At 59.3% G+C, this 14,639-nt stretch carries 12 protein-coding genes; 6 read left to right on the top strand and 6 right to left on the bottom strand.

What is annotated here, in order from left to right; translation table 11 throughout:
• The first annotated feature begins 58 nt into the window (after nt 1-58).
• A complete protein-coding gene (locus tag J2X66_RS11700; RefSeq protein ID WP_310264306.1) occupies nt 59-958 on the top strand; it encodes a zeta toxin family protein in 900 nt (299 codons plus the stop codon).
• Here the strand turns inward: J2X66_RS11700 and J2X66_RS11695 are convergent.
• Nucleotides 939-1,691, bottom strand: a complete 753-nt coding sequence (locus J2X66_RS11695; RefSeq protein ID WP_310265248.1) for a DJ-1/PfpI family protein — start codon at nt 1,689-1,691, stop codon at nt 939-941. The genes J2X66_RS11700 and J2X66_RS11695 overlap by 20 nt on opposite strands.
• Before the next feature lie 147 nt (nt 1,692-1,838).
• Here J2X66_RS11695 and J2X66_RS11690 point away from each other — a divergent pair, with 147 nt between their 5' ends.
• Nucleotides 1,839-3,761: a PAS domain S-box protein gene (locus J2X66_RS11690; RefSeq protein WP_310264304.1), complete on the top strand. Its 1,923-nt coding sequence runs from the start codon at nt 1,839-1,841 to the stop codon at nt 3,759-3,761.
• A 69-nt stretch (nt 3,762-3,830) separates the two neighbouring features.
• Here J2X66_RS11690 and J2X66_RS11685 read toward each other — a convergent pair whose 3' ends face one another.
• From J2X66_RS11685 to J2X66_RS11665, 5 genes are all read right to left on the bottom strand, one after another.
• Nucleotides 3,831-4,307, bottom strand: a complete 477-nt coding sequence (locus tag J2X66_RS11685) for a hemerythrin domain-containing protein (RefSeq protein WP_310264302.1) — start codon at nt 4,305-4,307, stop codon at nt 3,831-3,833.
• Nucleotides 4,308-4,579: 272 nt separating this feature from the next.
• Nucleotides 4,580-4,876 (bottom strand): hypothetical protein, encoded by a 297-nt coding sequence (locus J2X66_RS11680; RefSeq protein WP_310264300.1) that lies wholly within the window; start codon nt 4,874-4,876, stop codon nt 4,580-4,582.
• Between the two features lie 184 nt (nt 4,877-5,060).
• Nucleotides 5,061-6,404, bottom strand: coding sequence for a sodium:proton antiporter (locus J2X66_RS11675; RefSeq protein ID WP_310264298.1), 1,344 nt, complete (start codon nt 6,402-6,404; stop codon nt 5,061-5,063).
• A gap of 179 nt (nt 6,405-6,583) precedes the next feature.
• The gene (locus tag J2X66_RS11670; protein WP_310264295.1) at nt 6,584-7,441 is read right to left on the bottom strand and encodes an SDR family oxidoreductase; all 858 of its coding nucleotides are present in this window, start codon (nt 7,439-7,441) and stop codon (nt 6,584-6,586) included.
• A gap of 130 nt (nt 7,442-7,571) precedes the next feature.
• A complete protein-coding gene (locus J2X66_RS11665) occupies nt 7,572-8,726 on the bottom strand; it encodes a PatB family C-S lyase (protein ID WP_310264292.1) in 1,155 nt (384 codons plus the stop codon).
• A 310-nt stretch (nt 8,727-9,036) separates the two neighbouring features.
• On the opposite strand from J2X66_RS11665, the gene fdnG reads away from it, so the two are divergent.
• From fdnG to fdhE, 4 genes are read left to right on the top strand one after another with little or no spacing between them, the layout of a single operon-like run.
• Nucleotides 9,037-12,102, top strand: a complete 3,066-nt coding sequence (gene fdnG / locus J2X66_RS11660) for a formate dehydrogenase-N subunit alpha (protein ID WP_310264289.1) — start codon at nt 9,037-9,039, stop codon at nt 12,100-12,102.
• Complete coding sequence (fdxH, locus tag J2X66_RS11655; RefSeq protein WP_310264286.1) at nt 12,103-13,038, top strand: formate dehydrogenase subunit beta; 936 nt, start codon at nt 12,103-12,105, stop codon at nt 13,036-13,038. It begins immediately after the preceding gene.
• Entirely contained in the window at nt 13,035-13,688 is a 654-nt protein-coding gene (locus J2X66_RS11650) for a formate dehydrogenase subunit gamma (protein WP_310264283.1), read from the top strand. The genes fdxH and J2X66_RS11650 overlap by 4 nt, the downstream gene beginning before the upstream one ends.
• 4 nt (nt 13,689-13,692) lie before the next feature.
• Nucleotides 13,693-14,619, top strand: a complete 927-nt coding sequence (gene fdhE / locus J2X66_RS11645) for a formate dehydrogenase accessory protein FdhE (RefSeq protein ID WP_310264280.1) — start codon at nt 13,693-13,695, stop codon at nt 14,617-14,619.
• Nucleotides 14,620-14,639 lie beyond the last annotated feature (20 nt).

Here is a 14,639-nt window from a genome sequence, read left to right as displayed (position 1 = left end):
CTTTATTCAAGGGGCAAGTCATCACTTCCAAGCGATTCTTTGATAAGGAAATCAAGGTATGTCACTAACGCCGCAATACGTTTACACCCAGGAGCAGGTCACTGCCGCCTTCAATGAGATCAAAGCGACGTTGTTTCGCGGCATCACTGCCCAAGCGACGCCCAAAGTCCTGATCGTTGCCGGTTTGCAAGGGTCGGGCAAAACCTATCTACTGGAAAAATACCTCCTGCCTTCAAAGCGCTATGAGCAGTTTGTTCGCCTTTATTTGCCCGAGTATCGAGAAAAACACCCCCAATACGCCGAGATGATCAAGCGTGGCGTTCTGCATGCGTATAAGCATACGGAAGCTTTTGTCCGGGAGGTAAGCGCCAAGATTTTCACTGAAGCCTTCACCCTCAAATACAACATCATCATGGAATGCGCGTTCGACAGCCTCGACTTCGCCGCTTTTCCTCCCTTGGCAACCGCCGCCTGTTATCAGTTCGAGACACATATCGTTGGATGCAATCAAGCGTTCGCTCACGTGTCGAGCATCAAAAGAGCCCTGAGCAGCCTGGAAAAAAAAGAACTGGAGAGGTTTGTCCCGCTCGCCTCGCTCGACGCCAGCATGAGTAATGCACAGGCGATCATCCTGGCTTTTGAAACCGCTTCAAAAGCGGTCAGCGGCTCACAAATCACGGTGTATGAACGCGGCCTCGGGGGGTTGAAAGAGCGGGTGTCGCGCTTCCAGAAGATTTATACCAAAGACGCGACCGAGGTAACCCCTCCAACGGCCCCGACCGCGTGCAGCACCTATGCCGACATCCTCAATAACCACGTCTACACCAAGAGGGAGCGTGACGAGATGCTGAAGGAATGCCACTTGGCATTACTCAAAACCCAGGCACACGCCACACTGGTGCCTGACTTCGTTTACAACGACCTGTATGCCTATATCGTCAAATACGTGTACCGATAAGCCGTAACCATTCGGCGGCAAAGCGATGACAGTCTCCCGGCCAGCGAGCGGTCAATAACTGGCCATCGCTCACGACAAAACCTCGTTGTGGCTGGTCCGCCGAATCACGTACGGCGAGAAAGGGGCCCCGCAGGAAATCTGCGGGGCGGGAAAGGGTGGCAGTGACTTGCGCCTCGACCGTCTGCGGGTAAGTTCGGTAATAACGACCAAGCCAGGGCGCGGTCATTGCCCAGGCAGGCAGTTCCATTGTGTTGGCTACCAGCGCGGTGACCTTGCGCCCCCGAAGTACAGATGATCCGGTTTCGGGGTAGAGCGTACGGGCCAGCAGCAGCACACCGTGACACACTGCGGCCACCGGTTTGTCTGCTTGAAAAAAGTGCAGGGCGATCCGCTGTGCCTGAACAGATTCCAGCAAGCTGCGCATGCCCTTGGCATGGCCACCAGGAATCAACAACCCGTCGAACTTGCTCGGGTCCACAGCGTCATAGGACAGCGGTTTACGAAATGATGCGTCTTCGGTCATTTGCCTGTAGCTGGCAAGGTCGGGCTTGCGTGTCATCAGCAACGGGTTGAGCGGACCAAAGCCAATCTCCACCAGGCGCGAATCGGCGTAGGCAGGCAAACCCTGCGGTGTGGCAAAACGCACCTCGATGCCGGCTCTGCGCATCGCTTGCCAGGGTACGCTGCTCTCGGTCGGGTCGTAGTCGCAGGTCGGCAATAACATCAGGATCATGGATGCGCCTTTTATCTGCCGGAAATGGCCGTTGGCGTCGAGCATAGGTGGTCTGCAGCCTGTACTCCACTGAACAAGCGAGTTGTGGCTTTCCAAACCCATGGTTTGCCGCATACTCCATAAAAACGATAGTCGCGAGTGTGATCGATGAGTGATGTGCCGTCCAAAACCAACTCCATCGAGGAGATGCGTTTTCGCCTGCTGATTGATGCTGTGGTGGACTACGCGATCTACATGATCGATCCCGATGGCATCATCACCAGCTGGAACTCCGGCGCCCGGCGTTTCAAAGGCTACGAGGAAGCGGAGATTCTCGGCCAGCACTTCTCGCGGTTCTACACCGATGGAGATCAACGTGCCGGGTTGCCCCAGCGCGCACTGGACACGGCCATTAATGAAGGCCGTTTCGAAGGCGAAGGCTGGCGGGTGCGCAAGGACGGTACGCATTTCTGGTCACACGTGGTGATCGACCCCATTCTCGACCCGACCGGCAAGTTGCTGGGGTTCGCCAAAATCACCCGGGATCTCACCGACCGTAAAATGGCCGAGGAAACCCTCAAGCAAAGCGAGCAACAGTTCCGGTTGCTGGTGCAAAGCGTCACCGATTACGCCATCTATATGCTCGCTCCGGATGGATGCCTGACCAACTGGAATCAGGGCGCCCAGCGCATCAAGGGCTACCGGCCCGAAGAAGTCATCGGTAAACACTTCTCGATGTTCTATACCCCTGAAGACCGAGAAGCCGGTGAACCGCAACGGGCATTGGAAACGGCCATACGAGAGGGACGATTCGAAAACAAGGCCTGGCGCGTGCGCAAGGACGGTACACGGTTTTACGCTCATGTCGTGGTGGACCCGATCTGGGGCGATACCGGCACGCTGCTGGGTTTTGCCAAGATTACCCGCGATATCACGGAGGCGACCCTTGCCCAACAAGACCTTGAGCGAACCCGCGAGGCGTTGTTCCAGGCGCAGAAAATGCAGGCCATCGGCCAACTCAGCGGCGGGATTGCCCACGACTTCAACAACTTGTTGACAGTGATCCTTGGCAATCTTGAGATCGTGCGCAAGCGCGTCGCTGATGATCCGAAGGTCATGCGGCTGATCGACAACGCCACCCAGGGCGCCTTGCGTGGTGTTTCCCTGACCCAGCGCATGCTGGCGTTCGCCAGACGTCAGGAACTCAAATCCGAATCACTCGAAATACCCGGATTGATCGAGGGAATCAGCGGTCTGTTGCGCAGCGCTCTAGGCCCGTCAGTGCAACTCGAGACCCGCTTTTCACCAGGACTGGTGCCGGTCATGGCGGACAATAATCAGCTGGAATTGGCCGTGCTCAACCTTGCCACCAATGCCCGCGATGCCATGCCCAATGGCGGCAAAATCGTCATCGGCGCCCAGACCGAAGAGGTTAACGATCATTCCAGGTTAGCGCTGGCGCCGGGCCAGTATGTTTGCATGAGCATCACCGATACTGGCGACGGCATGGATACCGTTACCCTGGCGTCAGCAATGGACCCATTCTTCACCACCAAAGGCGTGGGCAAAGGCACCGGCCTCGGGTTGTCGATGGTTCATGGATTTCTCGAACAATTGGGAGGGCGATTTATCCTCAAGAGCCAGGTGGGCAGTGGCACTCGAGCCGAATTGTGGATACCTGCCGCCACGACGACTTCAGTCATTCCCAAGGTTGCCGATGACGAGGCAGTGTCCCCCGAGTACAGGCTGTGCGTCCTGGTCGTGGACGACGATAGCCTGGTGCTGACCAGCACCTGCCTGTTGCTCGAAGACCTCGGCCACCGGGTCATCAGTGCGACATCCGGCGCCCAAGCGCTGGAGCTGTTCGCGAGCACGCCGGGTATCGATCTGGTCATTACCGACATGGCCATGCCGCTGATGAATGGCGCACAACTGGCGCACGCGATCCGGATCATGCAGCCGGACCAGCCGATAGTCCTTGCCACGGGGTATGCCGAGCGGCTGGAAGGCTTTGCGGTCGAACTGCCGCGGTTGTCCAAACCGTTTACTCAGCTGCACCTTGTTGAAATCATTGCCCAGGCCATGAAGTGACAACGGGTAACTTGTGGCGAGGGAGTTTGCTCCCTCGCCACCGATACAGCGTCCAGTTTAAGTGAATCTTCAAGCGGCGAGATTGCGGTCGCTCAGTTCTTTTTTATACTGAACCTTCAGCATTTCCATCTGCGCGCCCAGTTCGTCCAGCGCCGCTTTGCCCAGCAGCTTTTTCGCCTGCGGGAACATCTCGGTTTCTTCCTCTTCGATGTGGTGTTCCAGCAGCTCCTTGACCACTTTGACTCGACCGGCAAACTCCGGCGTGGAAGGGTCGGTGGCTTTCAGGTCCGGTAGCACCAGCGAGTCCACGGTGCGGTGCTCTTCCTTGGCTTCGTAATACATCACGTCCTGCTCCTTGCCGCCGGCCTTTTTATAAGCCGGGTACAGGACTTCTTCCTCAAGTCGCGTATGGATGCTGATTTCCATCTCAAGCTTGGCCAGCAACTCCGTGCGTTTTTTAACGCCGCGTTCAGTGGATTCGCTCAGTTGGCTCAGGATGCCTTTTACACGTTCATGGTCAGCTTTCAAAAGATCGATGGCGTTCATGGTCAAGTCTCTCAAGTCGTCACGGGGATGAGCGCACACGGTCTCAGTGGCCGATAGTCGCTTGAGGGGATACAGCAGAAGTCGTGCCGACTTTTGAATGGAATAAATAGTTATATAAATCAATTAGATAAACAGCTGGTGAGCGACTTTGCCCGTGCAGGCTGCATGAGTCCGGCATTTGGCTCATGCAGTTCGCACTGCTGTGCGAGCAACCCGGACAACGCGCCATTTCAGAGACAAAAAACCCGGCAATCGCCGGGCTTCTTTCACGCTCAGGCTCGTTGTTCGAGTTGCTGGCGCAGAGGATGAGAATGATTGACGGACAGCGGAATCGGCGGGAAGTCCTCGTTGAGCAGGCGCAAATGCTCAATCGCTTCCTGAAACTTCAAATCGGCCTTGTGGCGCAATGTGCGATAGCGATCAAACAGTTCCACATCCAGATCGCCGCCATCAAGCATCTCGAACGCACATCGGCTCAGCTCCTGAGCCTCTTCGAACATCTGACGGTTACGCTCCAGGGCGAATGCCCGGCAGGCTTTGATTTCATCAGGGGAGGAACATTCGATCATGACCGGCACCTTTTTTTCCAGGGTTCCTTGAATAGGCGTCGTTGCCACAGTGGAACCGAACCTGTCGGATCCCGTGCGACACAAACACAGCGGGATTGAATATGTGACTGCCGGGAGAAAAAGGGATTTCAATTTTTTGCAGGCGAAAATTCGATAAATCCGCGGATGAAATGCAGAGAAAAAATCAAATAATCTGATTTTTCAAGCGTTCGTAACGGGCGAGGGTCGGCTGGGTGGTGATCCCGTGAATCAGGATACTCAGCGCGACCACCGATAAGGTCAGATCGGTGCACAGCGACGCAACCGACTGCCCGAGCCCGTGGTTCAACGCATAAAACAGATAATAAAGACTGCCGATGCCGCGTATGCCGAACCAGCCGATCAAGGCTCGCTGATGCCAGTCAAGCAAGCGGCCCCAAGGCATGACGGCCACACTCAGCGGTCTGATCAGGCAAAACAGCACGCCACCGATGGGCAGGGCCCGCCAATCCCAGTGGGCAATCAGCACCACGCCCAGCAGCGTCACCAGAAACACTTCCATGGCCCGCTCCACGAGGCCGCCGAAGGCGATCATGTCACTCATCATGATGCCCGCCGCCACCTGACCGTCCTCCAGATCGTCGGTGTTGCCACGCATCGCATGTTGCGGTTCGACATTCTGATGTCCCACCACGGGCTGGACCAGGTGCTCGGCGGGCTCCTGCGATTGGCCCGTGGTACTGACTTCGGCCTGACGCAAGCCGAGGCCGGCGGCGAACACCGAGAGAAATCCATAGGCATGAATAGATTCGGCCCCGACATAGGCCAGGGCAATCAATGCAAGGGCGAGGTAGTCATTCGGCGACAGCGTACTGTCATCATTCCGGATACGCAGCGTCAGCGTCACGCGCCCGATACCGCGCCCCATCCAGTAACCCGTGAGTAATCCGGCAGGGACGGCCCAGAGCAGACTGTTCAGCGCCCAGTGGCCCAGCCAGCCGGGATCGCCGTCGTGTTGCAACAACAGCAATCCTAGAATCACGAACGGAAACGCGATGCCATCGTTGAGCCCGGCCTCGCCCGACAGACCGAAGCGCACCCGGTCGTCATCCCGTGCATCGTTGACCTGTACGAGGGCAGCCAAAACCGGGTCGGTCGGCGCCAAAATCGAGCCGATCAGGACCGAGGCGCCCCACGATACGCCGAAGCCGTAGTGCAACAGCAGGCAGACGCCGCCAATGGTCAAAACCATGACCGGCCCGGCCAGCCCGACAGCGATTCGCCAGGTCTTGTCCTTGAGCGGAAGGCGCAATTTCAGCCCGCAGACGAACAACGAAAAGAGCACCGCGACTTCTGTCAGATGCTCCATCCAGTCAGCGGCGTCATTGGTGTTGAGCTTCAACAAACCCAGTGCACCCGGTCCGATGGCCGCGCCCAGCACCAGGCACACCGCCGAGGTGGTCACCGGCATCCATCGCAGGTACGACGACGTTAACGCCAGTGTCAACAACACGGCACCCAGCACCGCCACCCATAGAATGAAGCTCATGTCTTGACTCGCCAGGAAGGGGGTGCTGGACAGGAAATGAGGCGATCACCCAACCGTTGCGCGCAGGTATTCCGGCGACAGCAGGTTGAACCACACCAAAATCATTTCCATCAGAATAGTCACTTTTTCGGTTAAAACCGCCCCCTGCAGCAGCCTTCGGCAGCGGCTACAGGTCGGGTTCACAGGATTGGCTTGCCGCCTGTGATGCCGTAGCGTTGGCCGGTGATGTAACTGGCCTCATCCGAAGCGAGCAACACATAAATCGGCGCCACTTCCACCGGTTGCCCTGGCCGCCCGAGCGGGGTCTGCGAACCAAAATTCTGGACTTCGTCATCGGGCATGGTCGATACAATCAATGGCGTCCAGATCGGCCCCGGCGCCACGCTGTTCACCCGGATGTTTTTCGGCCCGAGCATCTGCGCCAGTCCACCGGTGAAATTGGCAATCGCGCCCTTGGTGGTGGCGTAGGCGAGGAGAGTGGGTTTGGGCAGGTCAGAGTTCACCGAACTGGTATTGATGATCGAACTGCCGGCCTTCATGTGTTTCAGCGCCGCCTTGCAGATCCTGAACATGGCGGTGATGTTCACATCGAAGGTCATCACCCATTCTTCGTCCGCGATGTCCTCGATGCTGTCATGGCTCATCTGGAACGCGGCGTTATTGACCAGAATATCGATGCGCCCGAACCGCTCGACCGTCTTGTCGACCAAGGCCTGGCACTGGGTTTTGTTCGCGATGTCGCCGGGCAGCAGCAGAGTTTGACGACCGGCCTGTTCGACCCAGTTCGCAGTTTCCTGCGCGTCTTCGTGTTCATTCAGGTAAGCAATGGCGACATCTGCGCCTTCACGGGCGAAGGCAATGGCCACCGCCCGGCCGATGCCGCTGTCGGCCCCTGTAATCAGTGCGATCTTGCCCTGCAACCGGCCCGAGCCTTTATAGGACTGCTCGCCACAGTCGGGGACGGGGTCCATTTTTCGCTGGGATCCGGGGACGGGCTGAGCCTGTTCGGGGAAGGGTGGTTTTGGAAAGTCAGTCATCTTCAATCTCCGGACTCAAGGCAATCGGGTCAAAGGGTTGACCCTGGGGGGTTGTCTTGAGTTCGGTTGGATTTCGGGTGCTTGTCCATTTCCTAAAACACACAAATCCCCTGTAGGAATGTGGGGTGTGTCAGGCCTTGCGATTGCGCAAGCTGCGCTCCATCCGCGAAATACCTTCTTCGAGCAACGCCCGTGGGCAACCGAAGTTCAGACGCACGAATTGCCCGGCGTCATCGCCGAAGTCCAGGCCCGGGCTCAAACCGACTTTGGCTTGCTCGAGGAAGAACTGCTGCGGGTTGTCCAGTCCCAGCGCCGAGCAATCGAGCCACGCCAGGTAGGTGCTTTGCGGCACGTTCATGGTGACGCCCGGGAGGCGGGTGCGAACGGCGTCGACCAGGTAATCGCGGTTGCTTTGCAGGTACGCGCTCAGTTCCGCCAGCCACGGTCCGGCTTCGCTGTAGGCGACGCGGGTGGCTTCCAGGCCCAGCGGGTTCACGCTGTCGACCATGCCGCAACGGGCGTGGTTGACCTTCTCGCGCAGGGCGCGGTCCTGAATGATCATGAACGAGGTTTTCAGGCCTGCGATGTTGTAGGCCTTGCTCGCTGACATCAGCGTGATCGTGCGCCGGGCGATGTCCGCGCTCAGGGTCGCCATCGGCACATGCTTGCGCCCGTCGAAACACAGCTCGGCGTGGATCTCGTCCGAGATGATCCAGGCACCCTGTTCCAGGCAGATGTCGGCAATCGCTTGCAGTTCTTCGCGCGGGAAGGCTTTGCCCAGCGGGTTGTGCGGGTTGCTCAGCAGCAACGCGCCGCCACCTTGCAGCGACTGGCTGAGGGTGGTGAGCGGCGTGGTGTAGGTGCCGTCGGCCTGCGCATCGAAGTTCAGCTCGACCTTGTTGAGGCCCCAATGCCCCGGCGCGTGACGCAGCGGCGGATAGTTGGGCACCTGCACCACGACGTTCTGTGGCGGCTGGACCAGCGCTTTCAGGGCCATATTGAAACCCGATTCGACCCCCGGCAGGAAGATCAGCTCTTGCGGCTCGACGCGCCAGGCGTATTTGTTCCAGAGGTCGGCGACGATGGCGTCGCGCAGGTCATCCGGGGCCACGCTGTAGCCGACCATCGGGTGTTCCAGGCGTTTTTGCAGGGCCTGGATGATCATCGGCGGCGCGGCAAAATCCATGTCGGCCACCCACATCGGCAGCACGTCGGCCGGGTAGCGGCTCCATTTGGTGCTACCGGTGTTATGGCGGTCGAACACCTGATCAAAATCGAAAGTCATGCGCGGTCTCGTAACTACGGGCTGGTAATGGTCGCCATGATAATCGCCAATCCCTGTGGGAGCGAGCTTGCTCGCGATGAGGCCGGTGCAGTCGGCATTGAGGGGGGCTGTTACGCCGCTATCGCGAGCAAGCTCGGCTCCTACAGGTTTTGTGGTTTGGCTGATATCCCGGCGTGCCCGACGGTCGGTTTTCACACCGGGCACGTCGGCGTTGTCTAGAGTTTCAAGTGTCGGCAGCCCGGCTGCCGCCACCGTGATGGATTGAAAAGTCCGGCAACGTCCCGGATTTCCACCTGATCAGGAGTGCACGATGGACCTCAGCCGTCGTCAGTTCTTCAAGGTCGCTGGTATCGGCCTTGCAGGCTCGAGCCTGGGCGCGTTGGGCATGGCCCCGACGCTGGCCTTCGCAGAGCAGGTGCGCCACTTCAAGCTTGCCGCCACCCATGAGACCCGCAACACCTGTCCGTATTGCTCGGTCGGTTGCGGCGTGATCATGTACAGCCAGGGCGATACGGCCAAGAATGTCGCGCAAAACATCATCCACATAGAAGGTGACGCCGACCACCCGGTCAACCGCGGCACCCTGTGCCCCAAAGGCGCGGGCCTGCTGGATTTCATTCACAGCCCCGGTCGCCTGCAATACCCACAGGTGCGCAAGCCCGGCAGCAGCGAGTGGACGCGCATCTCCTGGGATGAAGCGCTGGATCGCGTCGCCGACCTGATGAAGGCCGACCGCGACGCCAACTTCATCGAGAAGAATGCCCAAGGCCAAACGGTTAACCGCTGGCTGACCACCGGTTTCCTCGCGGCCTCGGCGGCGTCCAACGAAGCGGGCTACATCACCCACAAGGTCATTCGCAGTCTCGGCATGCTGGGGTTTGATAACCAGGCGCGTGTCTGACACGGCCCGACGGTGGCAAGTCTTGCCCCGACGTACGGCCGTGGTGCCATGACCAATACCTGGACCGATATCGCCAACGCGAATCTGGTTCTGGTGATGGGCGGCAACGCAGCAGAGGCGCACCCGTGCGGTTTCAAATGGGTGACGGAAGCCAAGGCGCACAACAAGGCGCGGCTGATCGTGGTCGACCCGCGATTCACCCGTACGGCCTCGGTGGCCGACTATTACGCGCCGATTCGAACCGGCACCGACATCGCCTTCATGGGCGGGCTGATCAATTACCTGCTGACCGAGGACAAGATCCAGCACGAGTACGTGCGCAACTACACCGACGTGTCGTTCATCGTCAAAGCCGGCTATGGCTTCGAGGACGGGATCTTCAGCGGTTACGACGTGGCCAAGCGCAGCTACACCGACAAGTCCGGCTGGGGTTATGAGCTCGGTGAGGACGGCTTTGCCAAGATCGACCCGACCCTGCAAGACCCACGCTGTGTCTATCAACTGATGAAGCAGCATTACAGCCGCTACAACATCGACCTGGCGAGCCAGATTTGCGGAATGCCGGTCGATGCCATGCAAAAAATCTGGGATGAAATCGCCACCTGCTCGGTACCGGGCAAGACCATGACCATCCTCTATGCGCTGGGTTGGACCCAGCATTCGATCGGCTCGCAGATCATCCGCAGCGCGGCAATGGTGCAATTGCTGCTGGGCAATGTCGGCATGCCGGGTGGGGGCGTGAACGCCTTGCGCGGGCACTCCAACATACAGGGCCTGACTGATCTTGGTTTGCTGTCCAACTCGCTGCCGGGTTACCTCACCTTGCCGACTGACGCCGAGCAGGAATACGCCGCCTACATCACCAAACGCACGCAAAAACCGTTGCGTCCGGGGCAACTGTCCTACTGGCAGAACTACAGCAAGTTCCACGTCAGCCTGATGAAAGCCTGGTACGGCGGCAATGCCACGGTCGAGAACAATTGGGCGTACGACTACCTGCCGAAACTGGATATTCCCAACTACGACATCCTTAAAGTGTTCGACTTGATGGGCCAGGGCAAGGTCAATGGCTATATGTGCCAGGGCTTCAATCCCATCGCGGCGTTGCCTGACAAAAACCGGGTGATGGCGGCGCTGGCCAAGTTGAAATGGCTGGTGGTGATGGACCCGCTGTCCACCGAGACCTCGGAGTTCTGGCGCAATGTCGGGCCGTACAACGATGTGAAAAGTGCCGACATCCAGACCGAAGTGATTCGCCTGCCCACCACCTGTTTTGCCGAGGAGGACGGCTCGCTGGTCAACAGCAGTCGCTGGCTGCAATGGCACTGGAAAGGTGCCGACGGGCCGGGTGAAGCACAAACCGACATCCGGATCATGGCCGAACTGTTCCTGCGCCTGCGTCAGCGTTATGAAGCGAAGGGCGGCGCCTATCCCGATCCGATCCTGAAACTGTCGTGGCAGTACAAGGTTCCCAACGAACCTTCACCGGAAGAACTGGCCAAGGAAATCAACGGCTACGCCACCACTGACTTCACCGATGCCACGGGCGCGGCGATCAAGGGCAACGCGCAACTGGCCGCGTTCAGCCAGCTCAAGGACGACGGCAGCACCGCGTCCGGTTGCTGGATTTTCTGTGGCAGCTGGACCGAAACCGGCAACCAGATGGCACGGCGCGACAACAGCGATCCGTATGGCATGCACCAACATCAAGGCTGGGCCTGGGCCTGGCCAGCGAATCGGCGGATTCTCTACAACCGCGCTTCGGCCGATCCACAAGGCAAGCCCTGGGACCCGAAAAAACGCCTGGTGTGGTGGAACGGCAAGGTCTGGGGCGGCACCGACGTGCCCGACTACAAGGCCGACGTGCCACCGGAAGCAGGGATGAATCCGTTCATCATGAACCCCGAAGGCGTGGCGCGGTTTTTCGCCGTCGACAAGATGAACGAAGGCCCGTTCCCCGAACACTACGAGCCGTTCGAAACGCCGATCGGCATCAACCCGCTGCACCCGACCAACAAAAAAGCCACCAGCAACCCGGCAGCGCGAATCTTCGATTCGGTGTGGGATTCCCTCGGCGTGGCCAAGGATTACCCGTACGCGGCCACCAGTTACCGCTTGACCGAGCATTTCCACTTCTGGAGCAAGCACTGCAAGCTCAACGCGATTGCCCAACCGGAGCAGTTTGTCGAAATCGGCGAAGTACTGGCCAAGGAAAAAGGCATCGTCGCCGGCGACCGTGTGCGGGTCAGCAGCAAGCGCGGGCACATTGAAGCGGTGGCGGTGGTGACCAAGCGGATTCGTCCGTTGCAGGTGAACGGCCAAGTGGTGCACCAGATCGGTATCCCGCTGCACTGGGGATTTACCGGGCTCACACGTCACGGTTACCTGACTAACACCCTGGTGCCGTTCCTCGGCGATGGCAACACCCAGACCCCGGAATCCAAGTCATTCCTGGTCAACGTGGAGAAAGTCTAAATGGCCAGCCAAGACATCATTGCCCGTTCGGCCACCACGACTGTCCCGCCTTCGGTGCGCAATCAGGAGGAAGTGGCCAAGCTGATCGACACCACCAAGTGCATTGGCTGCAAGGCGTGTCAGGTGGCTTGTTCTGAATGGAACGAACTGCGCGACGACGTCGGCCACAACCTCGGCACCTACGACAACCCGCAGGACCTCAGCGCAGAAACCTGGACCCTGATGCGCTTCACCGAGCACGAAACCGACGCCGGCAACCTCGAATGGCTGATTCGCAAGGACGGCTGCATGCACTGCGCCGAACCCGGTTGCCTGGCGGCGTGCCCCAGCCCCGGCGCGATCATCAAGCACGCCAACGGCATAGTCGATTTCGATCAGGACCACTGCATCGGCTGCGGCTATTGCATCACCGGTTGCCCGTTCAACATTCCACGGATCTCGCAAAAGGATCACAAGGCGTACAAATGCACCTTGTGCTCGGACCGGGTTGAAGTCGGACTGGAACCGGCCTGCGTCAAAACCTGTCCGACCGGCGCCATCGTCTTCGGCACCAAGGAAGACATGAAGGAACATGCGGCCGAACGGATCGTCGATCTGAAAAGCCGCGGTTTTGAAAACGCTGGCCTCTACGACCCGGCCGGTGTGGGGGGCACTCACGTGATGTACGTGCTGCACCACGCCGACACGCCGCAGCTGTACGCCGGGCTGGCGAAAGACCCGGCGATCAGCCCGTTGGTGGGGCTGTGGAAAGGCGTGAGCAAACCCTTGGGCTTACTCGCGATGGGCCTGGCGGTGCTGGCCGGGTTCTTCCATTACGTGCGCATCGGGCCGCAGGTGGTGGAAGAAGATGAGTTGCCGCCGCTCAAGGACAATGCGGTGCGCGAAGTCGATCCATCGGTGCATACCTTTGATCCGCGCGGGGAGGACAGACCATGATCCGCAAACAGATCCTGCGCTACACCGCTGGCCAGCGCACCAATCACTGGTTGGTGGCGATCCTGTTTTTCATGGCAGCACTGTCCGGGCTGGCGCTGTTTCATCCGGCGCTGTTCTGGCTCAGCAACCTGTTTGGCGGTGGCCCGTGGACACGCATTCTGCATCCCTTCATGGGCGTGGTGATGTTTGTGTTGTTCCTCGGCCTGGTGATCCGCTTCTGGCGGGCCAACTTCTTCATCCGCAATGACGGCTTGTGGCTCAAGCGGATCGACAAAGTGATTCAAAACGAGGAGGAGGGCGTGCCGGCCATTGGCAAGTACAACCCCGGACAGAAGCTGTTGTTCTGGACCTTGTTGGCCTGCATGCTCGCGTTGTTGTTGACCGGACTGGTGATCTGGCGCGCTTATTTCAGCGCTTATTTCGGCATCACTGCGATTCGCTGGGCCATGCTGCTGCATGCGTTGGCGGGGTTTGTGCTGGTGCTGAGCATCATCATCCACATCTACGCCGGTATCTGGATCAAGGGCTCGGTCAGCGCCATGGTGCACGGCTGGGTCAGCCGCGCCTGGGCAAAGAAACACCATGAACTCTGGTACCGCGAAGTAACGCGCGATGAACACCCCGACCCGCCGATCAGCAAAAAAGGATAAGCACTTGGCGACGATTCTTGAACCTGGAGAGATTGAAGCGGCGGCGAGTTCACCGCCGTTTCTGTACCTGCCGCCGCATGACCTGTTCACCCTGCGTGCCTTGCGGCTGGAACGATTGGCCGAAGGGCATCCGCTGGCCGATTACCTGCGTCTGGTGGCCGGTTTGTGTCATGTGCAGCAACGCCTGATGGACGATCCACCCGTTTCAACATTGCCTGATCCCGAACGCATCAAGGTCTGCCAGGCGCACGGCCTGCCACCGTTGGCCGCCGACACGCTGGTGCGCGAGGGCCATTGGTTGCCGTACCTCGACGCCTTGTTGCAGCACTTCCCGCCAGCGCCGCAACCGGCGGTAGCAAAAGCCCTGGCGACGTTGCGCAGTACCGACGCCGGGCAACGCAAGGCCTGGGCGGTGGCGTTGGTCAGCGGCCAGTTCACGCTGTTGCCCGCGGCGCTGGTGCCGTTTCTTGGCGCCGCGTTGCAAGCGGCCTGGAGTCATTGGCTGCTGAGCACGCCGGACCTTGCACTGAAACCCGGCGACAGCCTCAATCAATGCCCGGCCTGCGGTTCACCGGCGATGGCTGGGGTGATTCGCCATCGCGGCAAACACAACGGTTTGCGTTATCTGGTGTGCTCGCTGTGCGCCTGCGAATGGCACGTGGTGCGGGTCAAGTGCGTGTATTGCGAGCAGAGCAAAGGCCTGGAATACGTCAGCCTCGATGACGACCGCCACGCTGCCAATCAAGCGCCATTGCGCGCCGAAACCTGCCCCGGCTGTCGCAGTTACCTGAAACAGCTCTACCTGGAAAACGACGCTGAAGCGGAGGCGCTGTCGGCGGACTTGAGCAGCCTGATGCTCGACATGCGCCTGGAACAGGAAGGCTACCTGAGGCCAGCGCCGAATCTGCTGCTGGCACCCGGAGGCGACTGAACACTCAACGGCTACACTCA

Source organism: Pseudomonas sp. 3296 (genome assembly GCF_031456615.1).
GTDB classification, from domain to species: domain Bacteria; phylum Pseudomonadota; class Gammaproteobacteria; order Pseudomonadales; family Pseudomonadaceae; genus Aquipseudomonas; species Aquipseudomonas mucoides.
This window is presented reverse-complemented; position numbering and strand designations above follow the sequence as displayed.